This window comes from Achromobacter spanius, assembly GCF_002966795.1.
GTDB lineage: Bacteria > Pseudomonadota > Gammaproteobacteria > Burkholderiales > Burkholderiaceae_B > Achromobacter > Achromobacter spanius_D.
Map to the genome: position 1 here is coordinate 2832739 of NZ_CP023270.1, position 24998 is coordinate 2857736.

General features: G+C 66.2%; 25 protein-coding genes. 19 read left to right on the forward strand and 6 right to left on the reverse strand.

Annotation, left to right across the window (positions count from 1 at the left end):
* The first annotated feature begins 106 nt into the window (after window positions 1-106).
* From CLM73_RS12710 to CLM73_RS12755, 10 genes are all read left to right on the forward strand, one after another.
* Window positions 107-955: an HAD family hydrolase gene (locus CLM73_RS12710; protein ID WP_105238744.1), complete on the forward strand. Its 849-nt coding sequence runs from the start codon at window positions 107-109 to the stop codon at window positions 953-955.
* A gap of 52 nt (window positions 956-1007) precedes the next feature.
* A complete protein-coding gene (gene tadA / locus CLM73_RS12715) occupies window positions 1008-1457 on the forward strand; it encodes a tRNA adenosine(34) deaminase TadA (RefSeq protein WP_234015864.1) in 450 nt (149 codons plus the stop codon).
* Window positions 1454-2521, forward strand: a complete 1068-nt coding sequence (locus CLM73_RS12720) for an LD-carboxypeptidase (RefSeq protein ID WP_105238745.1) — start codon at window positions 1454-1456, stop codon at window positions 2519-2521. The genes tadA and CLM73_RS12720 overlap by 4 nt, the downstream gene beginning before the upstream one ends.
* A 129-nt stretch (window positions 2522-2650) precedes the next feature.
* Window positions 2651-4255: an ABC-F family ATPase gene (locus CLM73_RS12725; protein ID WP_105238746.1), complete on the forward strand. Its 1605-nt coding sequence runs from the start codon at window positions 2651-2653 to the stop codon at window positions 4253-4255.
* A 186-nt stretch (window positions 4256-4441) separates the two neighbouring features.
* Window positions 4442-5659, forward strand: a complete 1218-nt coding sequence (locus CLM73_RS12730; protein WP_199778290.1) for an MFS transporter — start codon at window positions 4442-4444, stop codon at window positions 5657-5659.
* 106 nt (window positions 5660-5765) lie between these two features.
* Window positions 5766-6536 carry an ABC transporter ATP-binding protein gene (locus CLM73_RS12735; RefSeq protein WP_105238747.1) on the forward strand — a complete coding sequence of 257 codons (771 nt, stop codon included), beginning with the start codon at window positions 5766-5768 and terminating at the stop codon, window positions 6534-6536.
* A gap of 69 nt (window positions 6537-6605) precedes the next feature.
* Window positions 6606-7604 (forward strand): ABC transporter substrate-binding protein, encoded by a 999-nt coding sequence (locus CLM73_RS12740; RefSeq protein ID WP_105238748.1) that lies wholly within the window; start codon window positions 6606-6608, stop codon window positions 7602-7604.
* Window positions 7601-8374, forward strand: a complete 774-nt coding sequence (locus tag CLM73_RS12745) for an ABC transporter permease (protein WP_105238749.1) — start codon at window positions 7601-7603, stop codon at window positions 8372-8374. Before CLM73_RS12740 ends, CLM73_RS12745 begins: the two co-directional genes overlap by 4 nt.
* Before the next feature lie 10 nt (window positions 8375-8384).
* Entirely contained in the window at window positions 8385-9191 is an 807-nt protein-coding gene (locus tag CLM73_RS12750; protein ID WP_105238750.1) for a transporter substrate-binding domain-containing protein, read from the forward strand.
* A 44-nt stretch (window positions 9192-9235) separates the two neighbouring features.
* A complete protein-coding gene (locus tag CLM73_RS12755) occupies window positions 9236-9823 on the forward strand; it encodes an IMPACT family protein (RefSeq protein ID WP_105241495.1) in 588 nt (195 codons plus the stop codon).
* A gap of 96 nt (window positions 9824-9919) precedes the next feature.
* Here the strand turns inward: CLM73_RS12755 and CLM73_RS12760 are convergent, their stop codons facing one another.
* Window positions 9920-10294 (reverse strand): thioredoxin family protein, encoded by a 375-nt coding sequence (locus CLM73_RS12760; RefSeq protein ID WP_006388150.1) that lies wholly within the window; start codon window positions 10292-10294, stop codon window positions 9920-9922.
* Window positions 10295-10460: 166 nt separating this feature from the next.
* Entirely contained in the window at window positions 10461-11483 is a 1023-nt protein-coding gene (locus CLM73_RS12765) for an LLM class flavin-dependent oxidoreductase (RefSeq protein ID WP_105238751.1), read from the reverse strand.
* Between the two features lie 233 nt (window positions 11484-11716).
* On the opposite strand from CLM73_RS12765, the gene CLM73_RS12770 reads away from it, so the two are divergent.
* Window positions 11717-12073 carry a VOC family protein gene (locus CLM73_RS12770; RefSeq protein ID WP_105238752.1) on the forward strand — a complete coding sequence of 119 codons (357 nt, stop codon included), beginning with the start codon at window positions 11717-11719 and terminating at the stop codon, window positions 12071-12073.
* 57 nt (window positions 12074-12130) lie between these two features.
* Here the strand turns inward: CLM73_RS12770 and CLM73_RS12775 are convergent, their stop codons facing one another.
* A complete protein-coding gene (locus tag CLM73_RS12775) occupies window positions 12131-13423 on the reverse strand; it encodes an NCS2 family permease (RefSeq protein WP_056560820.1) in 1293 nt (430 codons plus the stop codon).
* A 110-nt stretch (window positions 13424-13533) separates the two neighbouring features.
* Between CLM73_RS12775 and tsaD the strand changes: the two genes are divergently transcribed.
* Window positions 13534-14565, forward strand: coding sequence for a tRNA (adenosine(37)-N6)-threonylcarbamoyltransferase complex transferase subunit TsaD (gene tsaD / locus CLM73_RS12780; RefSeq protein WP_105238753.1), 1032 nt, complete (start codon window positions 13534-13536; stop codon window positions 14563-14565).
* A 65-nt stretch (window positions 14566-14630) separates the two neighbouring features.
* Here the strand turns inward: tsaD and plsY are convergent, their stop codons facing one another.
* Window positions 14631-15269, reverse strand: coding sequence for a glycerol-3-phosphate 1-O-acyltransferase PlsY (plsY, locus tag CLM73_RS12785; protein WP_105238754.1), 639 nt, complete (start codon window positions 15267-15269; stop codon window positions 14631-14633).
* A 94-nt stretch (window positions 15270-15363) separates the two neighbouring features.
* Between plsY and surE the strand changes: the two genes are divergently transcribed.
* From surE to rlmD, 7 genes are all read left to right on the forward strand, one after another.
* Entirely contained in the window at window positions 15364-16122 is a 759-nt protein-coding gene (gene surE / locus CLM73_RS12790; protein WP_056560829.1) for a 5'/3'-nucleotidase SurE, read from the forward strand.
* The gene (locus CLM73_RS12795; protein WP_234015865.1) at window positions 16107-16928 is read left to right on the forward strand and encodes a protein-L-isoaspartate(D-aspartate) O-methyltransferase; all 822 of its coding nucleotides are present in this window, start codon (window positions 16107-16109) and stop codon (window positions 16926-16928) included. Before surE ends, CLM73_RS12795 begins: the two co-directional genes overlap by 16 nt.
* A gap of 16 nt (window positions 16929-16944) precedes the next feature.
* Window positions 16945-17805: a peptidoglycan DD-metalloendopeptidase family protein gene (locus CLM73_RS12800; RefSeq protein WP_105238755.1), complete on the forward strand. Its 861-nt coding sequence runs from the start codon at window positions 16945-16947 to the stop codon at window positions 17803-17805.
* Window positions 17802-18581 (forward strand): 3'-5' exonuclease, encoded by a 780-nt coding sequence (locus CLM73_RS12805; protein WP_105238756.1) that lies wholly within the window; start codon window positions 17802-17804, stop codon window positions 18579-18581. The genes CLM73_RS12800 and CLM73_RS12805 overlap by 4 nt, the downstream gene beginning before the upstream one ends.
* Before the next feature lie 191 nt (window positions 18582-18772).
* The gene (locus CLM73_RS12810) at window positions 18773-19402 is read left to right on the forward strand and encodes a hypothetical protein (RefSeq protein ID WP_105238757.1); all 630 of its coding nucleotides are present in this window, start codon (window positions 18773-18775) and stop codon (window positions 19400-19402) included.
* 345 nt (window positions 19403-19747) lie between these two features.
* Window positions 19748-20500 (forward strand): TorF family putative porin, encoded by a 753-nt coding sequence (locus CLM73_RS12815; protein ID WP_105238758.1) that lies wholly within the window; start codon window positions 19748-19750, stop codon window positions 20498-20500.
* A 113-nt stretch (window positions 20501-20613) separates the two neighbouring features.
* A complete protein-coding gene (gene rlmD, locus CLM73_RS12820) occupies window positions 20614-22107 on the forward strand; it encodes a 23S rRNA (uracil(1939)-C(5))-methyltransferase RlmD (protein WP_105238759.1) in 1494 nt (497 codons plus the stop codon).
* Window positions 22108-22222: 115 nt separating this feature from the next.
* Here rlmD and cueR read toward each other — a convergent pair whose 3' ends face one another.
* A complete protein-coding gene (gene cueR / locus CLM73_RS12825; protein WP_056560851.1) occupies window positions 22223-22615 on the reverse strand; it encodes a Cu(I)-responsive transcriptional regulator in 393 nt (130 codons plus the stop codon).
* A complete protein-coding gene (locus CLM73_RS12830; protein WP_105238760.1) occupies window positions 22612-24894 on the reverse strand; it encodes a heavy metal translocating P-type ATPase in 2283 nt (760 codons plus the stop codon). The genes cueR and CLM73_RS12830 overlap by 4 nt, the downstream gene beginning before the upstream one ends.
* Between the last annotated feature and the right edge of the window lie 104 nt (window positions 24895-24998).

Below are 24998 nucleotides of genomic sequence, written 5' to 3' on the forward strand. Positions count from 1 at the left end.
CAAGTGTTGACGCAGCCCGCGGCCTGACGCGCCGCGCGGCTTCCAAGGCGCAGCCGCTGCCGCAATCAGGCAAAATGGCGGCTGTCGCCTTTTTTCACGCATATTCATGTCCGACGTCATCGCCCTGATTTTCGATTTCGACGACACGCTGGCCTCGGACAGCACGTCCGGTTTCCTGGACAGCATTGGCGTGGACACGGCCGCCTTCTGGAAAGAAGAGGTCGACCCCCTGCTGTTCCAGCAGGACTGGGATCCCGTCCCCGCCTACCTTTACAAGATGATCGAACTGTCCCGCCAGGGACGGCACGGGCTCATTACGCAGCAGCGCCTGAAGGACTGGGGCGCGCGCCTTGACCTGCACGACGGCGTGGCCACGCTGTTCCAGCGCCTGCGCGCCGCGGTCCGGGCCGAGCACCCGCAGGTGCAGCTCGAGTTCTACCTCATCTCCAGCGGCATCGGCGACGTGGTGCGCTCGACGCCCATCGCGCATGAATTTACGGAAATCTGGGCATCCGAATTTGTCTATGGCGACGATGGCGGCATCGCGTTCCCGCGGCGCGTCGTCAGCTTTACCGACAAGACTCGCTACCTGTTCCACATCCAGAAGGGCATCATCGGCCGCGAATTCCGCAACAAGCCGTTCGAGGTCAACCGCAAGGTTCCCGAGGACCGGTTGCGCATCCCGTTCGATCAGATGGTTTTCGTGGGCGACGGTTACACCGACATTCCGTGCTTTTCGCTGATCCGCCGCGCCGGGGGCTTTGCCTTTGGCGTCTGGGATCCCAAGCACCGCGACAAGCGCAGCCGAGCCTGGGGCTTCATCGAGGAAGGGCGCGTGTCGAATCTGAATCAGGCCCGCTACGACGAAGAGGCCGAGCTGTATCAATGGCTCGAAGAAGCCGTCACCAGCCTGGCCGGCCGCATCGCGCTGAAATCGCGGGTGTACCGTGGCTGAGCTGGCCCCGGTGGCTGCGGTCCCGCCCTGGACCGAGCAGGACGCGCGTTTCATGACTCTGGCCCTGGAACAGGCCCAGGCCGCCTACGACATCGGCGAGGTGCCGGTGGGCGCGCTGGTCGTATCCGCTCAGGGCGACATCCTGGGCAGGGGCTACAACCGCACCATCATCGACCACGATCCCACGGCGCACGCCGAGATCGTCGCCTTGCGCGGCGCCGCGCGCCAGCTTGAAAACTACCGGCTGCCCGGCATCACCGTTTACGTCACGCTGGAACCCTGCGTCATGTGCATCGGCGCCATGCTGCACGCGCGGCTTGCCCGTGTCGTGTTCGGCGCCTATGACCCCAAGACCGGGGCCTGCGGCAGCGTGCTGGACGTCGGGTCCGTGCCCAAGCTCAATCATCACACTTCAGTCACCGGCGGCGTGATGGCGGAACCCTGCGGCAATCTGCTGCGCCGGTTCTTCCGCGAACGCCGCGCCAAGGAAACCATCGCATGAGTACCCCCAAAGCCGCCAAGTCTGCTGCCAAGCCCGCCGCCAAGGCGCGCCGCGCCAAGGCCGCTGCCACCCCGGTGCACGATCATCCGCACGATCACGGCCCGGACTGCGGCGACGCATGCGGCCACGACCACGATCACGACCACGCGCATCACCACGGCCCCCAGCCGGACGCCCGCGGCATCTACCTGATTTCCCCGTCGTCCGCCGTGCGCGACCCCGCCACCGTGGCGCTGGCGCGTGAACGGCTGGAGCAGCAAGGGTTCAAGACCGCACTGGACCGCACGGCGCTGGCTGAGCACCAGCGTTTTGCCGGCACGGACGCCCAGCGTCTTGCCAGCCTGACGCGCGCCGCGAAGCAAAAGCTGCCGATCGTCATGGTGACGCGCGGCGGCTACGGCCTTGGCCGGTTGCTGCACGCCATCGACTGGAAGGCCATGGCCGACAGCGGCAAGCGCTTTGTCGGCATGAGCGATTTCACGGCGTTCAATCTGGGCCTGCTGGCGCAGACCGGTGCGGTCAGCTACACCGGCGCCACCGCGGTTCAGGACTTCGGCGGCAAGAAGGTCGATGACCTGACCGAGGCGCTGTTCGGCGAACTGATGCGCGGCGAACTGGAGATTCTCAGCTTTGAAACGCAGGACGCCGACCCGGTCGACGCGCGCGGCATCCTGTGGGGCGGCAACCTTGCGATGCTGACCTCGCTGCTGGGCACGCCGTACATGCCGAAGATCCGCGGCGGCATCCTGTTCCTGGAAGACGTGGCCGAGCATCCGTACCGCGTCGAGCGCATGCTGATCCAGCTTTGGCAGGCCGGCATCCTGGCGCGCCAGAAAGCCATCGTGCTGGGCCGTTTCACCGACTACAAGCTGGCGCCGCACGACAAGGGCTACGATCTGCACGAAGTCGTGGCCTGGCTGCGCAAGACGGTCAAGGTGCCGGTCATCACCGGCCTGCCGTACGGCCATGTCGCCACCAAAGCCACCTTGCCGATCGGCCAGAAGGTCGGCATCGCCACCGAAAAGGGTCTCGCGCACCTGGTGCTGGACGAGCATCACCACTGAGGCGGGGCGGGCGGTCGGGCGCTCCCGCAGCGCCGCGGCCCGCCAATATAAATAAGGGCCGTAGCCCGTTTGCTACACTAGCAGGTTTTCCCGCATGCGCTTTCGGGCGCCTTCAAACGTACATACACCGTGATATCCACCGCCAATCTCACCATCCAGTTCGGTCCCAAGCCCCTTTTCGAGAACGTCAGCGTCAAGTTCGGGGAAGGCAACCGGTACGGGCTGATCGGGGCCAATGGGTCCGGCAAGTCTACGTTCATGAAGATCATCGGCGGCGACCTGGAACCCTCCGGCGGCAACGTCGCGCTTGAACCCGGCGTGCGCCTGGGCAAGCTGCGCCAGGACCAGTTCGCGTTTGAAGACGTGCGCGTGCTGGACGTCGTGATGATGGGCCACACCGAAATGTGGGGCGCCATGTCCGAACGCGACGCGATCTACGCGAACCCGGAGGCGACCGAAGACGATTACATGCGCGCGGCCGATCTGGAAGCGAAGTTCGCGGAATACGACGGCTACACCGCCGAAGCCCGCGCGGGCGAGCTGCTGCTGGGCCTGGAAATCGCGGTGGACCAGCACAACCTGCCCATGCGCGAAGTCGCACCGGGCTGGAAGCTGCGCGTGCTGCTGGCGCAGGCGCTGTTCTCGAATCCCGACGTCCTGCTGCTGGACGAACCCACCAACAACCTGGACATCAACACGATCCGCTGGCTGGAAAACGTGCTCAACGGCTACCAGAGCACGATGATCATCATCAGCCACGATCGTCACTTCCTGAACCAGGTGTGCACGCACATGGCCGACGTCGACTACGGTGAAATCCGCGTCTACGCCGGCAATTACGACGACTACATGCTGGCTTCCACCCAGGCCCGCGAGCGCCTGGTGGCCAACAATGCCAAGGCCAAGGAACGTGTCGCCGAACTGCAGGACTTCGTGCGCCGCTTCGCGGCCAACAAGTCCAAGTCGCGCCAGGCCACCTCGCGCCTGAAGCAGATCGACCGTATCAAGGCCGACCAGGTCGTGGTCAAGCCCTCGTCGCGCCAGAACCCGTACATCCGGTTCGAGCAGAACAAGGTCATGCACCGCCTGGCCGTCACCGTCGAAAACCTGACCAAGGCCTACGACGCGCCCGTCATCACCAAGTTCTCGGCCATGGTCGACGCCGGCGAAAAGATCGCCATCATCGGCGCCAACGGGGTTGGTAAGACCACGCTGCTGCGCCTCTTGGCCCAGGACCTGCAACCGGATTCGGGCACGGTCAAGTGGTCGGACAACGCCGACCTCGGCTACATGGCGCAGGACGTGTCCGACCAGTTCCAGCAAACCGACATCAACCTGCTGGACTGGATGGGCGACCACCGCCAGCCGGGCGACGACGACCAGTCGATCCGTTCGGTGCTGGGCCGCCTGCTGTTCTCGGCCGATGACCTGCCCAAGGCCCCGAAGGTGCTGTCCGGCGGCGAAAAGAACCGCATGACGTTCGGCCGCCTGATGCTGGGCCGGCACAACGTGTTGCTGCTCGACGAGCCGACCAACCACTTGGACATGGAATCGATCGAATCGCTGCAGTTCGCGCTGGAAAAGTACGAAGGCACGCTGGTGTTCGTGTCGCATGACCGCGAATTCGTGTCGGGCCTGGCCACGCGCGTGATCGAAATCCTGCCCTCGGGCGAGATCGTCGACTACCGCGGCGGGTACGAAGACTACCTGTCCTCGCGCGGCATCGAGGCCTGATTCCGCACGGCGGGTCATGAAGCGGCGCACGGGTTCGTGCGCCGCTTCTTCATTTGGACCGCGCCCGTAGTTCATTCCTTCCGCCGGGCCCGCCATGGACAAGCATTCAGCCGCACGCAATCTGCGCTGCGCTATCATCGGGCCCGACCCTGGCGGCTGTCCGGCCAGGCTTCTTTTTGTCCCCACATGTCCCCCTCCAAGCATGACGCGCCCGATGGCGCGCAGATCGGCACGTTCACCCTGACGGCCCGCATCGTAGCCATCGCCTTCTTCACCTTCATCTGCTACCTGGCGATCGGCCTGCCGCTGGCCGTGCTGCCGGGTTACGTGCACAACAACCTGGGTTACGGATCCGTGCTGGCGGGCCTGGCGATCAGCGTGCAGTACGTGGCGACCTTGCTCAGCCGCTCGCACGCCGGGCGCATGGCCGATACGGTCGGCCCGAAGCAGACCGTCGTCATCGGCATGGCGGCTTGCGCGATCAGCGGCATCTTCCTGCTGCTCGCCTATGCCTTTGAGCGCACCGCGTGGCTCAGCCTGGCGGCAATCATCCTCAGCCGTCTGGCGTTGGGATTCGGCGAGAGCTGGGTCGGCACCGGCTCGGCCACCTGGGCCATCGCGCGGGTAGGGCCGCTGCACACGGCCCGCGTCATTTCGTGGAACGGCATCGCCACCTATGGCGCGCTGGCGCTGGGCGCGCCGCTGGGCGTGCAGCTCGAAAAACACTGGAGCATGGGCGCGCTGGGCGGCGCGGTGCTGCTGCTGGGACTGGGCGGATTGGGCCTGGCCATGATCCGTCCGGCCGTCGCCATCGTGGGCGGGCACCGGATGGCCTTCAAGAGCGTGGTGCTGCGCGTGTTTCCGCACGGGGTGGCGCTGGGTCTGGGTTCGGTGGGTTTCGGCACGTTGGCCGCTTTTGTCGCGCTGTATTACGCCAGCGTCTCGTGGGACGGCGCCGCAAGCGCGCTCAGCGCTTTCGGCGGCGCCTTCATCGGCGTGCGCCTGCTGTTCGCCGGCACCATCACCCGGTATGGCGGGTTCCGGGTCGCACAGGTGTCGTTCGTGGTCGAAGCGGCCGGCCTGTTGCTGTTGTGGCTGGCGCCCAACCCGGGCATGGCGCTGCTGGGCGCCGCGCTGACCGGCTGCGGCTTCGCACTGGTGTTCCCGGCCATCGGCGTCGAGGCCGTGGCGCGCGTGCCGGCCGGCAGCCGCGGCGCCGCGCTGGGCGCCTATTCGGCCTTCCTGGACCTGGCGCTGGGCGTCACCGGCCCCATCGCGGGCTACATCTCCAGCGGCTTCGGCTACCCCGCGATCTTCCTGGCCGCGTCCCTGTCCGTCACGCTGGGCTTCGTGATTGCCTTTGGCTTGCAGCGGGCCGCCAGCCGGCAGCCGGCGGCTGCCTGATCGTTATTACGAAAAGAAGTAAAGAAATTCAATATTGATTGTTTGGATTCATATAACGAATTGTTAGATTTGAGGCTCGTTTTCACGCGCGCTGACGATTCGTTCCATGAACCTGACTTTCGACCACGTCCACAAGCACTTCGGCGACCTGCCCGTCGTCGATGGCTTCACCAGTGAATTCAAGACCGGCGAGCTGGTCGCGCTGGTCGGCCCCTCCGGCTGCGGCAAGTCGACCTTGCTGCATCTGGCAGCAGGGCTCGAAATGCCCACCCAGGGCAATGTGCTTGCCGACGGCAACAAGGTCACCGGCCCCCATCCCAGCCGCACGCTGGTGTTCCAGGAACATGCCCTGTATCCCTGGCTGACGCTGGAGGACAACGTGGCGCTGGCCCTGGAATTCCAGAACACGCCCAAGAAGCGGGCCCGCGAAGCCGCACGCGAGTGGCTGGCGCGCGTCAGCCTGGAAGGCTTCGAACACTACTATCCCCATCAGGTGTCCGGCGGCATGCGCCAGCGCGCCGCGCTGGCCCGCGCATTCATTGCGCAGCCCCAGACCATGCTGATGGACGAACCCTTCGGCGCGCTGGACGCACTGACCCGCCTCAGTCTGCAGGACGTGCTGCGCCAGCTCATCGCGCAAGAAAAGCCCACGGTGCTGCTGGTGACCCACGACGTGGACGAGGCCCTGTTCCTGGCCGACCGCATCGTCGTCTTCAGCCCGCGTCCGGCGCGGGTGCTGCGCGAATTCAATCTGGCCCACCGCGTCAAGACGCACGACCTGTCCGACCTTGCTGCCGAGAAGCGCGAAATTCTGCGCCTCCTGGGCATCGGCGTCGGCGGATCGGACGCGCATGCGGACATCGCGCTGGCTGCCTGACCTTCTTCCCGCAATACCCACGGCCACGCCCGAGCGCGGCCGCTTTTCGAATTTCCTGGAGTTCCTTTGATGAAACTGAAGCAATGGTTGTCCCTGCCGCTGGCCGCGGCGCTGCTGGCGGCGGCCCCCGCAATGGCCGCCGAGAAGTTCCGCGTAGGGTACTTGCGCGTGATGGACGACGCGCAGGCGATCGTCGCGCAAGAGGGCGGCTACTACAAGAAGGCCGGCCTGGATTCCGAACTGATCGAGTTCAAGTCGGGGACCGACCTCATCAAGGCGATCGTCGGCGGCCAGCTGGACATCGGCGTGCTCGGTTTCACCAACGCGGTCGCCTGGGCTTCCAAGGGCGCGGACCTGAAGGTCGTGGGCGGCGCGCAGCAGGGCTATCACTCGCTGATCGTGCGTGACGATTCCGGCATCAAGGACATCGCCGGTCTGAAGGGCAAGACGCTGGCCTCGCAAGCTGAAGGCAGCACCGCCGACGTGGTCCTGAAGGGCGTCGTGCTCAAGCAGGGCAATCTCTCCGCCGACGATGTCAACGTCATGGGCGTGAGCCCGGCCGTGGCCGTGCAGTCGCTGGTGGGCAAGCGCGTGGATGCGGCCTTCCTGTTCGAACCCTACGACCGCATCGCCCAACTGGTCGCGCCGGTCAAGCAGATCTACGAAGTGGGCCAGGCCTGGCCGTTCCCGTGCATGGTCGTCATCACCTCGGGCGAAACGCTGGCCAAGCGCAAGGACGATGTCTGGAAGGCGCTGGACGCGCAGAACCAGGCCATCACGCTGCTGCAGAAAGAACCCGAGCAGGCCTCCAAGCTGATCGCGTCCTACTTCATCGCCGAGCCCACGCTCAAGACGCTGACCCGTGGCGAACTGCCGCGCGAAACCGTCATCACCGAGGCCATCAGCACGCAGGTGTTCACGCCCAAGCTGACGGAAAAGGACACGGCGCGCATGCAGGAAATCGCTGACATCCTGCAAGCCCAGGGTTCGCTCAAGACGCGCGACGGCAAGCCGTACGACGTCTCCAGCATCGTCGACCTGTCCTGGCAAGAGGCTCGCAAGCTTTGAGCGCATCTACCCGAGTGACCGGCGCCCGCAAGCATCTTGCGGGCGTTTTGGGCGTCCTGTTCATCCTGGCGCTGTGGCAAATGGCGGCGTTCGCGCTGCCCGACTTCCTGATGCCGGGCGTGCCCGCCGTCGTCGAGCGGCTGTTCGAAGACCTGGGCAAGCAGTCGTTCCACCAGAGCCTCATGGGCACGTTGGGACGGCTGGGCGCGGGTTATGGACTGGCGTTGGCGGCCGGCGTGGGCTTCGGCCTCGTGGCTGCCGTGCTGTTCTTCTTTCGCGAAGTCCTGCGCAGCGCCATCGTCATCCTGCAATCCATTCCGTCCATCGCATGGGTGCCGCTGTTTCTCATCGTGATGGGCTTTGGCAACACGCCCATCATCGTGGTCGTGGCGCTGTCGGCGTTCTTTCCGGCCGCGCTCAGCGTGATGAACGCCACCGAATCCGTGCAGCGCGTGCACGTGTCGGCGGCGCGCGTCATGGGCGCGACGCGCTGGGGGCTGATCAAGCGGGTGTACCTGCCGGCCGTCATGCCCGAGCTCATCACCGGCGCGCAGCTGGCGTTCGGCAACGCCTGGCGGGCGCTGATCTCGGCCGAAATGCTGATCGGCTTCGGCAAGGGGCTGGGCCGGTCGCTGGCGTACTCGGGCGAAATCGCGGACATGACCGGCGTCATGACCAACATCCTCGTGATTGCCGTGCTGGCCGCGCTGATCGACCAGTTCGTGCTTGAAAACCTCAAGCATCGCTTGCTGCGCTACCAATACGTCTGACGTTCTCATCATGATGTCCCGCATGCGTCCATTCGTCCTTGCCGCGGGCCTGCTGCTCGCGGGCCTTGCGCTGGCGCAGCCGGAGACCTTTCCGGCAGCAAAGGCGCGCGGTGAACTGGTCGTGGGCGTGCCGTATCTGGCGCCGCCGCCGGTCGCGGGGGCGAAGATCCGCACGCCCGAAGGCCTGGATGCCGCCATCACGGAAAAGCTGGGCGCCAGCCTGAAGCTGCCCGTGCGGCTGGTTCAACTGCCGGCCGCCGACGCCGCTCGGGCGCTCAAGGCGGGCGAGGTGGATCTGGTGCTGGCCGACCGCGCCGACGGACAGCCGCAGACCGTTGCAGTGCAAGCCACTGGCTACGCCGCGCGGCCCAAGGCCGTGATCCGCACCGACACTCGGATGCGCAAACCCGCCGATGTGCAAGGCCGCAGCGTGTGCATGGCCGAAGCCGCCACACAGGCGCAAGCGCTGGCGCAAAGCTGGGGCGCAACCGTCAAGACCTACCGCGTGCCGTCGGACGCGCTGGTCGCCGTGCGTGAAGGCGAGTGCGACATCGGTCTGGTCGACGATGCCGTCTGGGAGCCGCTGATGCGCTTCCCGGAATGGAAGAAGTTTTCGTCGACGCTGACCGCCGATGGCGCTCGCCAGGAACGGGTGTGGCTGCTGTCCGCGCAGGACGACGCCTCGCGCGCCTGGCTCGGCCAGGAAATGCGCGCCTGGGACCGCGCCGGCGCCTGGAAGGCCATGACCACAAAATGGGCACGGGACGTCGCCTTCGACGTCTATCTGGATCAGGAAGTCCCTGACTGCCACGGCTAGCGCGCCAGCGGCGTCTGCCGATCCGCGCACTTACAATGCCGGGCATGACGCACACGCTGACCGCTCCCTGCACCTTTCAGGAAGACATCAAGAAAAGCCGCTTCGCCGCGTATGCCGCGCCGGTCGCCACGATCGACGACGCCATGCGCTTCTTTGCCGAGCACAGCGATCCCGAGGCCACGCACAACTGCTGGGCCTATCGCATCGGACAGGAATACCGATTCAATGACGATGGCGAGCCCGGCGGCACCGCGGGCCGGCCGATCCTGCAGGCCATCGAAGGCCAGGACATGGATCGCGTGGCGGTGCTGGTGGTGCGCTGGTACGGGGGAATCAAGCTCGGGGCGGGCGGACTGGTGCGGGCCTACGGCGGCTGCGCGGCCAATTGCCTGCGATTGGGAGAACGCACGGAGATCGTCGACCTGGCGACGGTGCGCTGCGCCTGCGGCTTCGGCGAGATGGCACTGCTGAAATCACGTCTGGCGCAGGCAGGCGCCGCCATTCAGCAGGAAGACTACAACGCGGACGGCGTCACGCTGACGTTCACGGTGCCGCGCGCGGGCCTGCATGAATTGGAGGTCACCGCGGCAAACATTACGCGCGGCCGATCCGCATGGGAAGTCGTTTCGTAGCCGGACCGCGCCCGCGCCGGTCGGCCTGAGCTGCAGCGGCGGGAGGCAATCGTCCCGGTGCAAAAGGAAGGGGCCCGATCCGGGCCCCTTGCTGTTTTACGCGTCCTGGCTGTCTTGCGCCGCGGCGATTTCCTGGTGGACCTTTTCCATGTCCACTTCCTTGATCTTGGCGAGCAGTTCATTCAACTGACCGCCGGACAGGGCGCCCGGTTGCGAGAACAGCAGGACCTTTTCGCGGAAGACCATCAGCGTCGGAATCGAGCGGATGCCCAGCGCGCCGGCCAGTTCCTGCTCGACATCGGTATTCACCTTGGCGAACGTGACGTCGGGATGCTCGGTGGCGGCCTGTTCGAACACCGGCGCGAAACCGCGGCACGGGCCACACCAGGGCGCCCAGAAGTCGACGATGAGGGTTCCGTCGGGCGTGATGGCTTCCTGGAAGCTGTCTTTGGTGAGTTCAACAATACTCATGAGAAATCCTTGCCGCGTGGGCGGCGAAAAGCGGTGGCGGAGACACCGGGGGCCTGCCCCGGCGCTGATTCGGCAACGCGTATTGCCAGGCCCTGAAAGCCCATAGTAGAGCCGGTCCAGGCCGCGTCGCAATGGTTGGCGCCGTCAATGGCGCAGAATACGGCCCTCAGGCCGCCGATTTCGTGGAGACGCCCGAGCCGTTTTTCAGCGAGGCAACGATCTCGAAAGAACGCAGGCGGTCTGCAATGTCATAGAAGTCGGACACGATCATGACCTCGTCGGCCTGCGTTTCCGCGACCAGGGCCTCGAGTTCGCGCTTGACGGTGTCCGGGCCGCCCACGATCGAAGCGCCCAACCTCTGATTGACCGCCTCGCGCTCCCATTCGTTCCACACGCCGTCCATGCTTTCGACCGGCGGCTGCAACTGCAGGCGATGGCCGCGCACGAGCGACAGGAATTTCAGTTGCTGCGTGGTCGACAGAAAGCGCGCGGCCTCGTCGGTTTCGGCGGCAATGACCGGCACGCCGATCATCGAGTAGGGGCGCGCCAGCGTCTCGGACGGCTTGAACAAGTGGCGGTACAAGCGCATCGCGGCCATGCCTTCCGGCGAGAAGTGTCCGGCAAACGAGAAGGGCAAGCCAAGTTCAGCCGCCATGCGCGCGCTGAAGTCGCTGGAGCCGAGCAGCCAGATCGGCACGTCCAGGCCTTCGCCGGGGATGGCGCGCACGGGCTGGCCGGGGCGCGACGGGGCCAGAAAACCGCGCAGCTCCTCGACCAGGGCTGGAAATTCAAGACCGCTGCGCGGACTGCGGCGCAGCGCCTGTTGCGTGGCGCCGTCGCTGCCGGGCGCGCGGCCCAGGCCCAGGTCGATGCGGCCGGGGTACAGGGTTTCAAGCGTGCCGAACTGTTCGGCGATGATCAGCGGCGCGTGGTTGGGGAGCATGACGCCACCCGAGCCGACGCGCAGCGTGCGGGTGTGGCCGGCCACGTGGCCGATCAGCACAGCCGTGGCGCTGCTGGCGATGCCATTGATGTTGTGGTGCTCGGCCAGCCAGAACCGGTTGTAGCCCAGCTGCTCCACGTGCTGCGCCAGCGCGACCGTATTGCGGAACGCGTCCGCGGCATCGCGCCCCTGCACAATCGGGGCCAGGTCCAGCACGGAAAAGGGGATGTTCGCCAGGGCGCTCATGCGTGCGCCTCCGCTGCGAAGGAACAGGCCGGCAGCGCGGAAATGAAAGGGGAAGGGCGCAAAATGTACTCCATATGCTGATCTACATGGGGAGTGTATCGGCGAATTCAACCGCGCCCGCCAGCAACCATGCCCTTGGCCGGGTTGATTGATTTTTCCGATCCCTACAATAGCAGCCGGACTCGCGGCCTGGAATTGCCGCGGCTTTGTCTTTCACGACACAGGAGACGCGCATGGGCGCCAGCGGCAACAACAACCAGATCGACAACATCGAATTCAACGTCGCGGACATCGCGCGCAGCAAGCGCTTCTATGGCGAGGTCTTCGGATGGACGTTCACGGATTTCGGCCCCACGTACACCGAATTCACGGACGGCCGCCTGAGGGGCGGATTCACGACGGGCGAGGCAGTGCGTCCGGGCGGTCCGCTTGTAATCCTGTACGCCGACGACCTTGCCGCGATCCGGCAACGCATCACGGCCGCGGGCGGTCGCATCAGCCGTGACGAGTTCACCTTTCCGGGCGGCAGCCGCTTCCACTTCACGGATCTGGACGGCTACCAACTGGCGGTGTGGACCGCCGCCAAATAAAAAACCGCCGCAAGGCTTGGCCCGCGGCGGCATTTCATGAACAGCGCGTTGGTCCGCTTACTCCGGGAAGAACGCGTAGCGGATCACGAACAGCACGGCCACGAGCCACGTCGCCGGGTGCACGTCGCGCATCTTGCCGGTGGCGGTCTTGAGCACCACGTAGCTGATGAAGCCGAACGCAATGCCGTTGGCGATGGAGTACGTGAACGGCATGACCAGCGCGGTCAGCGCGGCCGGCGTGGCTTCGCAGACGTCGTTCCAGTCGATGTCGATGAGCTCGCGCATCATCAGGCCGGCGACATAGAGCAGGGCAGGTGCGGTGGCGTAGGCCGGCACGGCGCCCGCCAGCGGCGAGATGAACAGCGCGGCCAGGAACAGCAGGCCCACGATCAGTGCGGTCATGCCGGTGCGCCCGCCAGCCTGCACGCCGGAGGCGCTTTCGACGTAGGCGGTGGTGCTGCTGGTGCCCAGCATCGAGCCCGCCACGATGGCGGTGCTGTCCGCAAACAAGGCGCGGCCCAGGCGATTGGGGCGGTCTTCGGGCACCAGGCCGGCGCGCTTGGCCACGCCCACCAGCGTGCCGGTGGCGTCGAACACTTCGACCAGCACGAACACCAGAATCACGTGCACAAAGCCGGAATGCAGCGCGCCCATGATGTCCAGCTTGAAGAGCGTGGGCGACAGGCTGGGCGGCGCCGAAAAGATGCCCTTGAACTCGTTGTAGCCCATCACCATCGACAGCACCGTGACGACGATGATGCCGATCAGGATGGCGCCGCGCACGCGCAGTGCGTCCAGCGACGCGATCACGAAAAAGCCCAGGATGGCAAAGAGCGGACCGTGCGTGGTGAGGTTGCCCAGCGTGACCTTGGTGGCCGGATGCGCGACCACGATTCCGGCGCTGGATAGCGCGATAATGGCCAGAAACAGCCCGATGCCGGCCGCAATGGCGCTGCGCAGCGAATGCGGGATGCCCTTGACCAGCCAGACCCGGATGCCGGATATCGTCAGGAACAGGAAGATGATGCCCGAGATGAACACCGCGCCCAACGCCTGTTCCCAGGTGTAGCCCATGGTCTTGACCACGGTGAAGGCAAAGAAGGCGTTCAGGCCCATGCCCGGCGCCATGCCGATCGGCCAGTTGGCGATGAACGCCATCACCAGCGAGCCCAGTGCGGCGGCCAGGCAGGTCGCGACGAAGACCGCGTCTCGGTCCATGCCCGTCGAGGACAGGATGTCAGGATTGACGAAGATGATGTACGACATCGTCAGGAATGTCGTCAGGCCGGCCACGACTTCCGTTCTTGCGGTCGTGCCGTGCTCACGCAGCTTGAATAGCTTCTCCAGCATTCGAGTCCCCAGGGTTTTTGCAGGATTTTCAGGTTGTGGCGGGCGGGGCGGAAAGCCCCGTCCCATTCAAGAACCTGCGTATTTTCGCATCAGTTGTAAACTCTGCCGCCATGATCATTCTCGGCTTTGAAAGCTCCTGCGACGAAACCGGCGTCGCAGCCGTCTGTACGGAACGCGGCCTGCTCGCGCACGCGCTGCACACCCAGATCGCCATGCACCAGGAATATGGGGGCGTGGTGCCGGAACTTGCCTCGCGCGACCACATCCGCCGTGTGGTGCCGCTGACTCGCCAGGTGCTGCAAGACGCGGGCCTGCAGATGTCCGACATCGGCGCCGTGGCCTATACGGCCGGGCCGGGTCTCGCCGGCGCCTTGCTGGTCGGCGCCAGCGTCGCGCAGTCGTTCGCCTGGTCGCGCGGCTTGCCGGCCATCGGCATCCATCACCTCGAAGGCCATCTGCTGTCGCCGATGCTGGCCGATCCCCGGCCCGAGTTTCCCTTCATCGCCTTGCTGGTGTCCGGCGGACACACCCAGCTCATGCGCGTGGACGGCGTGGGCCGTTACGAACTGCTGGGCGAAACGCTGGACGACGCCGCGGGCGAGGCTTTCGATAAATCCGCCAAGCTCATGGGCCTGGGTTATCCGGGCGGACCGGCGCTGTCCCGGCTGGCCGGCAGCGGCGACGCCTCGCGCTTTGATCTGCCGCGCCCCATGCTGCACAGCGGCGACCTGGACTTCAGCTTCAGTGGTCTGAAAACGGCCGTGCTGACCCGCGTCAAGGCGGCCGAGCAAAATGGCGCTCTGGACGAACAGACCCGCGCGGACCTGGCTGCGGCCACGCAGGCGGCCATCGTCGAGGTGCTGGCGGCCAAGTCCATCCGCGCGTTGAAGCAGACCGGGCTGCGCCGGCTGGTCGTCGCTGGCGGGGTGGGGGCCAACCAGCTCCTGCGCGCCAAGCTCGATGCCGCGCTCAAGCCGCTCAAGGCGCGCGCGTACTTCCCGCCGCTGGAACTGTGTACCGACAACGGCGCCATGATCGCGTTCGCGGCGGCCGAGCGGGTGAAGGCCGGGTTGGCAACGCTGGACGCCAGCGCTCACAGCTTCACGGTCAAGCCGCGCTGGGATCTGGCCGATATCGCCTGAAATGAAAACGGGCGGCCAGGCCGCCCGTGTGTTCCACCCATCTGATCGCCCCCATCGCGTGGGGATTACTTCTTCTTGCTGCCGATACGGCTTTCGGTGCCCTGGATCAACCGGGCGATGTTGGCGCGGTGGCGGTAGAAAAGCAGGATGCCGATGATCGCCAGCGCCACGCCCAGGGCCGGCTGCGCCTGCCAGGCCAGCCCGGATCCGAACACGTAGTACACCGGGGCGAAGAACGCGGCCACCAGCGAGGCGAGCGACGAATAGCGGAAGAAAATGGCGATGATCAGCCAGGTTGCCGCGGTGGCGACGGCCAGCCAGGGCTGGATTGCCACCAGCACGCCCAGCGCGGTCGCCACGCCCTTGCCGCCCTTGAATCCCAGAAACACGGGGTACAGATGGCCGATGAAGGCGGCCAGCGCCACGCAGGCGAGGGCGACCGGGCCGATGCCGGGCGCCAGCCTCTCGGCCAGCCAGATCGCGAACCATCCCTTGGCGGCGTCCCCCAATAGCGTCAGCGCGGCGGCGGTCTTGTTGCCGGTGCGCAGCACATTGGTCGCGCCGGGGTTCTTGGACCCGTAGCTGCGGGGGTCCTGCAGACCCATCAGCTTGCTGACCACCACGGCGAACGGCACGGAGCCGATCAGGTAGGCCAGCACGACAAGCGCGACGGAAATCGCCAGGGAGGGTTCGGTTATCGCCATGGGAAGGGAATCCGTTGTTGTAGTAATGGCTGCGGATTCTACCCCGGGTACAATCCGCAACGTCACCCGCGTTTTATTTTCTTTCGGATGCACAATGCGAATTCTGGTTTCGAACGATGATGGCTACTCGGCCCCCGGCCTTGAAGCGCTGGTAGCGGCGCTGGAGGGGCTGGGCGATTTGACCGTCGTCGCGCCCGAGACCAACCACAGCGGCGCCTCCAACTCGCTCACGCTGAACCGGCCACTGTCGGTGCGCACCGCCTCCAACGGCTTCATCGCCGTCAACGGCACCCCGTCCGATTGCGTGCACGTCGCGCTGACCGGTCTCATGGATACGCGTCCCGACCTGGTCGTGTCCGGCATCAACAACGGCGCCAACATGGGCGACGACACCCTCTATTCGGGCACCGTCGCCGCCGCCAGCGAAGGGTATCTGTTCGGCATCCCCGCCATCGCGTTCTCGCTGGCGGAAAAGGGCTGGGAGCACATCGACTCGGCCGCGCGCGCCGCCCGCCAGGTGGTCGAGCGCCATCTGGCCCAGCCGCTCGCGGCACCGGTGCTGCTCAACGTCAACATCCCGAGCCGCCGTTTCGAAGACATGCACGGGTTTGCGGTCACGCGGCTGGGCAAGCGGCATCCGTCGCAACCCGTCGTGCGCACCACCACGCCCTATGGCGACACGGTCTACTGGATCGGACCGGTCGGCCTGGCCGCCGACGCCACGCCCGGCACGGACTTCCACGCCGTCGAGCAGGGCATCGTGTCCGTCACGCCGTTGCGCCTGGACCTGACCCAGCACAGCCAGCTTGACGAGATCCGCACCTGGGCAGAGCCGCTATGCGCAAACGGATAAGCCAACCGGACATCACGCCCGGCGCCGGCCGCAGCAGCCCGGCCCGCCACGACGCCGGCCGCCTGAGTCCGGGCTATACGCCGGCCAACAGCAACACGCGCATCTCGGCCGCCACCTTGCAGCGGCAGGCGCAAGCCCCGCTGCCCCAAGCGGGCGGCAACCTGGGTTTGAACTCCGAACGGCTGCGCCAGGCCATGGTGCAGCGCCTGCGCACGCAAGGCATCACCGACGAACGCGTGTTGAATGCCATGGCCGCCGTGCCGCGCCACCTGTTCGTGGACGAGGCCCTTGCCAGCCGCGCGTACGAAGACGCGGCCTTGCCCATCGGTCACTCGCAAACCATTTCCCAGCCATGGGTTGTGGCGCGTATGATCGCGGCTGCTTGCGAAGACCGCGCACCCACCCGTGTGCTCGAGGTCGGCGCCGGTTGCGGATACCAGGCCGCGGTGCTCGCGCAGTTCGTGCGCGACGTCCACACCATCGAACGCATACGCGGGTTGTACGAGCTGGCGCGCGAGCATTTACGCGCCTTGCGGCTCACCACAAGGATCCGGCTCATCTATGGAGACGGCACCTTGGGGCTGCCCGGCGTGGCGCCGTTCGATGCTATCGTTGTGGCTGCCGCAGGTCTGGCCATCCCGCAAGCGCTGCTGACGCAGCTTGCTCCGGGAGGCCGTCTCATCGCTCCCGAAGGGGGCTCGAACCAGCGCCTGGTTCTGATCGAACGCACGGGCGCGGCAAGCTGGAAAAGAACCGAACTAGAGGCCGTGCGCTTTGTGCCGCTACGGTCCGGAATACAATCTTGAGCGACAGGAGAAACGTATGCTCAACGGGCAGTTGCAACTGACCGATATGAATTTTGGCGCGTCCATGACGCGCCTTCGCCGCCCGCTCTTCGCAGTGGGGGTCCTCAGCCTCGCCATCCTGGCCGGCTGCGCATCCAAAGGTACTCGTGCCCCGGTGGTCGACATGACCGGCGGGCAACCCGCGCCGACGGCCACGTCCGGCAGCTATGTGGTCAAGCCGGGCGACACGCTCTACAAGATCGCCCGCGCCAACAACGTCGACATCGAAAACATCAAGCGCTGGAACAACATCAGCGACCCCAACCAGATCTCGGTGGGGCAGGTGCTGCGCATGTCCGGCAGCGCCACCGGCGGCGGCGCGCAGACCGCGCCGATCGCCAGCAACCGGCCGCAGCCACGTCCGCTCGACCAGCCCGAAACGCCCGCGGCCACCACGCCCGCACCTGATGCCACGCCCACGCCGCCTCCGGCGCCGGTCGACACCAAGCCGGCCACGCGTGCGGCCGACGCAGGCGTCATCAACTGGGCCTGGCCGGCCAACGGCCAGATCGTGCAGGCCTTCAATGCCAGCAGCAAGGGCATCGACATCGCCGGCGCGCTGGGCGACCCGATCACCGCCGCGGCCGATGGCCTGGTCAAGTACAGCGGCAATGGCGTGCGCGGCCTGGGCAACCTCATCATCGTCGAGCACCAGAACGGCTTCATCACGGCCTATGCGCACAACCGTGCGCTGCTCGTGAAGACCGGCCAGACGGTCAAGCGCGGCGCCAAGATCGCCGAACTCGGCCAGAGCGACACCACCTCGCCCCGCCTGCACTTTGAAATCCGCCGCCAGGGCACGCCGGTGGACCCGATGCAATACCTGCCGCCCAAATGACGCCCACCCTGGTATTCGACCTCGAAACCATCCCCGACGCCGACGGGCTGCGCAAGCTCAACGGCTGGGGTGCCGACGTGCCCGACCACGAAGTGGTCGAGCGCGCGCTGACCGCGCGGCGCGAGGCCGTGGGCCACGATTTCCTGCCGCTGCATCTGCACAAGGTGGCGGTGGTGGGCTGCGTGTTCCGCGACGACCAGGGCTTTCGCGTCAAGACGCTGGGCCAGCCCGACGATCCCGAAGCGGCCTTGCTCGCGGGCTTCTTCAAGACCATCGAACGCTACACGCCCAAGCTCGTCAGCTGGAACGGCTCGGGCTTTGACCTGCCCGTGCTGCATTACCGCAGCCTGATCCAGGGCGTTCCGGCGCCGCGCTACTGGGACATGGGCGAAGAAGACCGCGACTTCAAGTTCAACAACTACATCTCCCGCTACCACACGCGTCACGTCGATCTGATGGACGTGCTGGCCAAGTACAACGGCCGCGCCAATGCGCCGCTCGACGAACTGGCCAAGCTTTGCGGCTTTCCCGGCAAGCTCGGGATGGACGGCAGCAAGGTTTGGGAGGCATGGAGCACGGGCCGCGCCGACGAGGTGCGGGCCTATTGCGAAACCGACGTGGTCAATACGTGGCTGGTGTTTTGCCGCTTCCGTTTCCTGCGCGGTGAACTCGACCGCACCGCCTACGAGGCCGAAATCGCGCTGGTGCGCGACACGCTCTCGGCCAGCGATGCGCCGCACTGGAAGGAATACATGGCGGCCTGGGACGCGGGCTGATCCGCGCGGGCAACCAGCCTGAACCCTTGCCAATGCGTAGGGGGCAGGGCACGCCGACGGGGCCTTCATGGCCCCGTTCTCGCGTCTGCAGGGCAAGCAATCGACTGAAACAAGACGGCCGTAAACGAAACCTGGATGAAACCAGGCGGATCGCACAATGGCCTCGCTTTCTTCACTTTCAGGAGACCTTCATGTCCCGATTCGCTATCCGCTCCAATTTGGCCGTCCTTGCTATCGTCGCCGCGTCGAGCGGTTTCGCGGCTGGCTCCGCAATGGCTGCGCCTCCTCCTCCCGCCGAGGGCGGTCCGGCCGCCATGCACGAAGGCCATCGCGGCGGTGGTTTCCACAAGGGCATGCGTGACGGCCTGCTCATCCCCGGTCTGGGCCCCGTGTCCAAGGCCCAGGTTGCCGAGCTGAAGCTCGACGCCAAGCAGGAAGCCCTGTTCAAGACCGCCCAGGAAGGGCAGCGCGGCCTGCACGAAGCGATGCGCGCCGACGGCGGCAAGCGCCATGACCTGCTCAAGTCGCAGCTCGACAGCGGCAAGCTCGATCCCCGCGCGCTCATTGAGCAGTCGGAAAAGCGCCGCGACGCGTTCGGCCCGCAGGCCAAGCAGGTGCGTGACCAATGGCTGGCCGTCTGGGATAGCCTGAACGACACGCAGCGCGGCCAGGTGACCAAGATCGTCAAGGAGCGCGAAGCCCGCATGGCCGAGCGCCACGCCAAGATGGAAGCCCGCCATGGCGAGAAGGGCCGTGCCGGCAAGCCGGGTGCCCCCGCGGCTGGCGACGTTCCGCCGCCCGCACCGCCCAAGGCCAACTAAGGCTAGCTAGGCCAACCCAGGCCAACGACAGCCAACTCCAACCCCGGCACGCCGCGCGCGTGCCGGGGTTTTTTGTCGTCCCGCCCCAATGAACCCGCGGCTGCGGATTCCCCGTTTTGACGCATCCGCCCCGGCTGCGCCCCACAACAGGGCACCAGCGTGGTGCATGGCCGTGCGCCACCGCGCGCGGGACGGGCGCTGTCATCGCGCTGTCATGGCGTCGAAACCTGGCATGGACATTGCTTGAGAGAAGGTGAGCCGGCAGTACCCCTGCAGCTAGGCCGGCCAGCCGGATGCGCCATGCGCCGTCCGCTTTTTCGACAATCCGATCAGGACTCTCGCACCATGAAGAAGACGTTGCTAGCCTTGCCTTTTGCGCTTGCTGCTTGTTTTGCAGGGGTGGCGCAAGCCGAACCCACCGATCTGGGGGGCGGCTTCTCGCTCAGCGGTAATGCCACCATCGTCAGCGACTACCGGTTCCGGGGCTATTCCCAGACCGACTTCCGTCCTGCCGTCCAATTGGGGTTCGATCTGAACCACAGCTCGGGCTTCTACCTGGGCAACTGGAACTCCAACGTCTCCAGCTTCGTTTTCACCGACGGCAACCTGGAAATGGACTTCTACGGCGGCTGGAAGGGCGATGTGGGCGGCGGCTTCACGCTGGATGCGGGCGTGCTGCACTACTACTATCCCGGCTCCAGTTCCCCCAAGGGCGGCAACTACAACAACACGGACCTCTATCTGGGCGCGTCCTACGGCAACTACAGCCTCAAGTATTCGTATACGCCCAGCGACTTTTTCAGCACGCCGGACAGCAAGGGCACCTGGTATCTGGACGGAACCGCCACGTTCGACCTGGGCGACGGCTGGGGACTGCTGGGCCACCTCGGCTACCAGAAGCTCAAGAACCAGACCAACATGGACGGCGATTCCATCGGCCACTACGTCGACTACAAGGTGGGCGTGACCAAGGACCTGAAAGGCTGGATCCTCGGCCTGGCGGCCGTCGGCGCCACCAAGGACAACTGGCTGCCCACCAAGTACGGCCACCCGTCGGGCCGCATCGGCGCCGTCTTCTCGGTGGCGCGCTCGTTCTGATGGCGGTTGCGGCGCCCTGAACGGCGCCGCTCCGGCCCCATCAACGCCGATTTCCGGGATTGCACGAAGACCTTCTACAATCATGGGTTGCGTGCAATTCTGGACTGCGTGAGATGTCTGACGTTTTGAGTATCGAATCCCTGGACCTGGAAGCCAGGGGGATCGCCCGTCGCGACGGGAAGGTCATTTTCGTGGAAGGCGCCTTGCCGGGCGAACGGGTCACCGCGGTCACGTTGCGCCGCAAGCCTTCCTATGAAACCGCCCGTGTCGACGAGGTGCTGCGCCCCTCATCGCAACGCGTGGTGCCTCGCTGCCCGCATTTTGGCGTCTGTGGCGGCTGTGCGATGCAGCACCTGGAACCCACCACGCAGGTGGCGATCAAGCAGCGCGCGCTCGAAGACACGTTCTGGCATGTCGGCAAGCTGCGCCCGGCGCTGATCCTGCCCCCGCTGCAGGGTCCGACCTGGGGCTACCGCTATCGCGCGCGCCTGTCGGTGCGTGTGGTGCCCAAGAAGGGCGGAGTGCTCGTGGGCTTTCACGAGCGCAAGAGCAGCTTCGTGGCCGACATGCGCGAATGCCATGTGCTCCCGCGCCACGTCAGCAATCTGCTGATCCCGCTGCGCGAAATGATCGCGTCCATGTCCGCGCCCGACCGCATGCCCCAGATCGAGGTGGCGCTTGGCGAAGGCGTGACGGCATTGGTGCTGCGCCATCTGCTGCCGCTGACCGACGGCGACATTGCCATCCTGCGCGCCTTCGCGGCCAAGCACGACGTGCAGTGGTGGCTGCAGTCCAAGGGGCCGGAGACGGTGCACGCGCTGGAGCCCGAGCACAACGACGCGCTGTCCTACACCATGCCGGAATTCGGCCTGCGCATGCCGTACCGGCCCACCGATTTCACGCAGGTCAACCACGCCATCAACCGCGCGATGGTGTCGCGCGCGCTCAAACTCCTGGACGTGCAGCCCACCGACCGCGTGGCCGATCTGTTCTGTGGCTTGGGCAACTTCACGCTGCCGCTCGCCACGCAAGGCCGCGAAGCCGTGGGTGTGGAAGGCAGCAAGGCGCTGACCGATCGCGCCTTCGATGCGGCATCGCGCCACGGCCTGGGCGACCGCACCAGCTTTGCCACGCTGAACCTCTTTGAAGTCGACGCGACCTGGCTGCGCAGCCTGGGCTACTTCGATCGCATGCTGATCGATCCGCCGCGCGAAGGCGCCCACGCGGTGTCGCAAGCGTTGTCCGACCTGACGTACGAAGAGCGTCCGCGCCGCATCGTCTACGTGTCCTGTAATCCCGGCACCTTGGCGCGCGACGCATCCATCCTGGTCCATGAAGGCGGCTACGTGCTCAAGAGCGCGGGCGTGATCAACATGTTCCCGCACACGGGCCACGTCGAATCCATCGCCGTGTTCGAAACGTTGGACGCCGCGGGCGTGCTGGAAGCGAAGGAACGCGCTCGTCAGCGCGCGATCCAGGCAGCGGCCGATGCGGCTGCCGCCGAGGAAGCCAAGCTTGCCGCGGCGGCTGAAAAGGCGGCGGCCAAGCAGGCGGCCACCGAGGCCTACGAGGCCCGCGTCGCCGCCGAGGCGCAGGCGGACCAGTAAACGGCAGCGGCGGGCGTTTCCCGCGGCGGGCGTATCCCGCCGCGTGGCTGTAGTGCGACGCATGTAGTGCGTACGTGTTCTGCGTACATGTACTGCGCACATGCAGTGCGAACATTCAGTGCGAGCAGCCCAGGTTCTCGAGAATGGGGCAGTCGGGCCGCTCGTCGCCATGGCAATGCTGCGCCAGATGCTTGAGCGTGGCGGCCATTTCGCGCAGCGCCTCGGCCTTGCGCTCCAGTTCCTCGATGTGCTCCAGCGCAATGCGTTTGACGTCCGCGCTGGCGCGGCTGCGGTCCTGCCAAAGGGCCAGCAGCTCGTTCATCTGCTCCACGGAAAAACCCAGATCGCGCGCGCGGCGCACGAAGCGCAGCGTGTGCACGTCGTGTTCGCTGTAGACGCGGTAGCCGGAATCCGTACGCACGGCCGGGCCGATCAGGCCGATGCTCTCGTAATAGCGGATCATCTTTGCCGAGATGCCGGACTCCTTGGCGGCTTGTCCGATGTTCATGCTTGCCTCCCGCGCGGACGGAATGCCTTCAGGCGCAGCGCATTGCCCAGCACGAAGACGCTGGACAGCGCCATCGCGCCCGCCGCGAAGATCGGCGACAGCGACAAGCCGAAAGCCGGATACAACGCGCCCGCGGCCAGCGGAATCAGCGCCGCGTTGTAGGCGAATGCCCAGAACAGGTTTTGCCGGATGTTGGCCAGCGTGGCGCGGCTGAGCGCGATGGCGTTGGGCACGCCGTGCAGGTCGTCGGCCATCAGCACGACGGACGCCGCCTCGATCGCCACGTCCGTGCCGGTGCCGATTGCGATGCCGGTGTCCGCCGCGGCCAGCGCGGGCGCATCGTTGATGCCGTCGCCCACGAACGCCACCTTGCGGCCGCCTTCGCGCAGCGTGCCGATAGCCTCCACCTTGCCGTCCGGCAGCACCTCGGCGCGCACTTCGTCGATGCCCAGTTGGCGCGCGACCGCCTGCGCGGTGTGGCGGTTGTCGCCCGTGATCATGGCGGTCTTCAGGCCCTGCGCGTGCAGTGCGGCAATGGCGGATACGGCCGAGGGCTTGACCGGGTCCGTCACGGCCATCATGGCGGCCGCCTGGCCGTCGATGGCGACGTAGATCGGCGTCTTGCCTTCGTTGCCCCAGTCAGCGGCACGCGCGCCGAATGCGCTGACGTCGACGCCGCGTTCGGCCATCAGGCGCGCCGCGCCCGCCAGCACCGTGCGGCCCGACACTGTGGCTTCGACGCCCGCGCCGGTGATCGCGGCAAAGCCTTCGGCCGGCAGCAGTTCTATCTTGCGTTCGGCAGCCGCGGCCACGATGGCCAGCGCGATCGGATGCTCGGAGCGCGCCTGCACCGAGGCCACCCACTGCAGGACCTGTTGCGCATCCTGGCCCGGCGACGGCTCCAATTCGGTCAGCGTGGGTTTGCCCAACGTCAGCGTGCCCGTCTTATCGAAGGCCACCACGTTGACGTCGCGGAGCGTCTGCAACGCGTCGCCCTGACGGAACAGCACGCCCATCTCGGCGGCGCGCCCGGTGCCCACCATGATGGACGTAGGCGTGGCCAGTCCCATCGCGCACGGGCAGGCAATGATCAGCACGGCCACCGCGTTGACCAGCGCATGCGACAGCGCCGGCTCGGGACCCAGGAAGAACCACGCCAGGAAGGTGAGCAGGGCGGCCGCCATGACCGCCGGCACGAACCAGGCGGTCACCTGGTCCACCATCGCCTGGATCGGCAGCCTCGCGCCCTGGGCGGCTTCAACCATGCGGATGATCCGGGCCAGCATGGTGTCCGAGCCGGTGTGCGTGACGCGCAACGTAAAGCTGCCCGACGTATTCAGCGTCCCGCCGGTGGCCTGCATGCCCGGCTGCTTTTCCACCGGCACGGGCTCGCCCGTCAGCATGGATTCGTCGACGTACGAGCTGCCTTCGATGATGTCGCCGTCCAGCGGAATCTTCTCGCCCGGCCGCACCATCACGATGTCGCCGGTGCGCACGCGTTCGATCTCGATGTCCTGCGCCTGGCCGTCGCGCAGCACGCGCGCGGTGCGTGGCTGCAAGCCGATCAGCCGCTTGATGGCCGCGCCGGTCTTGCCCTTGGCGCGCGCTTCCAGCATGCGGCCCAGCAGGATCAGCGTGACGATGACCGCGGCGGCCTCGAAATACACATTGCGCGCCGCGTCTGGCAGCAACCCCGGCGCAAAGGTGGCGACAACCGAATAGCCCCAGGCCGCGCCCGCGCCCAGCGCCACCAGAGAATTCATTTCGGGCGCGCGGCGCCACAACGCCACAAGCCCCTTGGTGAAGAACTGCCGTCCCGGCCACACCAGCACGGCGGTGGTCAGCACGAACTGCAGCAGCCAGCTGTTCTGCTGGCCAATCGTGTCCAGCACCCAGTGGTGCATGGCGGGAATCAGGTGCGATCCCATCTCCAGCGCAAACACGGGCAACGTCAGGACCAACGCGGCGATGAATGCGCGTTGCAGGCGATGTGCCTCGGCGTCGCGCGCCTGCGACTGCCGTTCGGCGTGGTCATCCTGGGCGGCGATCGGACGCGCCTCGTAGCCCATCTTGCCGACGGCGGCGACCAATGCCTGCGGCTCGGCGGCAGACGGATCGAACGAGACCCGCGCGCGCTCAGTCGCAAGGTTGACTTGCGCTTGCGCAACGCCGGGAACATTCGACAGGGCTTTTTCCACGCGCTTGACGCATGATGCGCAGGTCATGCCTTCGATGGCGAGTTCCAATTCGGAAAATGAGGACGAGCGTGCTGCGTGCATGACTATCTCGGTCTGGATGGGAGCGCCCAGTTTCATCCTTCCCATTATGGGAAGGTCAAGCGCCATTCTACGCTTGACCTTGACATGATGGGAACGTTTAACCT

What these genes read in the sequence shown, in the direction of transcription:
- CLM73_RS12730 (WP_199778290.1), top strand. Translation starts at nt 4,442, where the DNA reads ATGTCCCCCTCCAAGCATGACGCGCCCGATGGCGCGCAGATCGGCACG.
- CLM73_RS12765 (WP_105238751.1), bottom strand. Translation starts at nt 11,483, where the DNA reads ATGAGCGCCCTGGCGAACATCCCCTTTTCCGTGCTGGACCTGGCCCCG.
- cueR (WP_056560851.1), bottom strand. Translation starts at nt 22,615, where the DNA reads ATGAACATCGGACAAGCCGCCAAGGAGTCCGGCATCTCGGCAAAGATG.
- tsaD (WP_105238753.1), top strand. Translation starts at nt 13,534, where the DNA reads ATGATCATTCTCGGCTTTGAAAGCTCCTGCGACGAAACCGGCGTCGCA.
- CLM73_RS12710 (WP_105238744.1), top strand. Translation starts at nt 107, where the DNA reads ATGTCCGACGTCATCGCCCTGATTTTCGATTTCGACGACACGCTGGCC.
- CLM73_RS12830 (WP_105238760.1), bottom strand. Translation starts at nt 24,894, where the DNA reads ATGCACGCAGCACGCTCGTCCTCATTTTCCGAATTGGAACTCGCCATC.
- CLM73_RS12775 (WP_056560820.1), bottom strand. Translation starts at nt 13,423, where the DNA reads ATGCTGGAGAAGCTATTCAAGCTGCGTGAGCACGGCACGACCGCAAGA.
- CLM73_RS12805 (WP_105238756.1), top strand. Translation starts at nt 17,802, where the DNA reads ATGACGCCCACCCTGGTATTCGACCTCGAAACCATCCCCGACGCCGAC.
- tadA (WP_234015864.1), top strand. Translation starts at nt 1,008, where the DNA reads ATGACTCTGGCCCTGGAACAGGCCCAGGCCGCCTACGACATCGGCGAG.
- CLM73_RS12720 (WP_105238745.1), top strand. Translation starts at nt 1,454, where the DNA reads ATGAGTACCCCCAAAGCCGCCAAGTCTGCTGCCAAGCCCGCCGCCAAG.
- CLM73_RS12735 (WP_105238747.1), top strand. Translation starts at nt 5,766, where the DNA reads ATGAACCTGACTTTCGACCACGTCCACAAGCACTTCGGCGACCTGCCC.
- CLM73_RS12810 (WP_105238757.1), top strand. Translation starts at nt 18,773, where the DNA reads ATGTCCCGATTCGCTATCCGCTCCAATTTGGCCGTCCTTGCTATCGTC.
- CLM73_RS12760 (WP_006388150.1), bottom strand. Translation starts at nt 10,294, where the DNA reads ATGAGTATTGTTGAACTCACCAAAGACAGCTTCCAGGAAGCCATCACG.
- surE (WP_056560829.1), top strand. Translation starts at nt 15,364, where the DNA reads ATGCGAATTCTGGTTTCGAACGATGATGGCTACTCGGCCCCCGGCCTT.
- CLM73_RS12755 (WP_105241495.1), top strand. Translation starts at nt 9,236, where the DNA reads ATGACGCACACGCTGACCGCTCCCTGCACCTTTCAGGAAGACATCAAG.
- CLM73_RS12770 (WP_105238752.1), top strand. Translation starts at nt 11,717, where the DNA reads ATGGGCGCCAGCGGCAACAACAACCAGATCGACAACATCGAATTCAAC.
- plsY (WP_105238754.1), bottom strand. Translation starts at nt 15,269, where the DNA reads ATGGCGATAACCGAACCCTCCCTGGCGATTTCCGTCGCGCTTGTCGTG.
- CLM73_RS12800 (WP_105238755.1), top strand. Translation starts at nt 16,945, where the DNA reads ATGCTCAACGGGCAGTTGCAACTGACCGATATGAATTTTGGCGCGTCC.
- CLM73_RS12750 (WP_105238750.1), top strand. Translation starts at nt 8,385, where the DNA reads ATGATGTCCCGCATGCGTCCATTCGTCCTTGCCGCGGGCCTGCTGCTC.
- CLM73_RS12815 (WP_105238758.1), top strand. Translation starts at nt 19,748, where the DNA reads ATGAAGAAGACGTTGCTAGCCTTGCCTTTTGCGCTTGCTGCTTGTTTT.
- CLM73_RS12795 (WP_234015865.1), top strand. Translation starts at nt 16,107, where the DNA reads ATGCGCAAACGGATAAGCCAACCGGACATCACGCCCGGCGCCGGCCGC.
- CLM73_RS12740 (WP_105238748.1), top strand. Translation starts at nt 6,606, where the DNA reads ATGAAACTGAAGCAATGGTTGTCCCTGCCGCTGGCCGCGGCGCTGCTG.
- rlmD (WP_105238759.1), top strand. Translation starts at nt 20,614, where the DNA reads ATGTCTGACGTTTTGAGTATCGAATCCCTGGACCTGGAAGCCAGGGGG.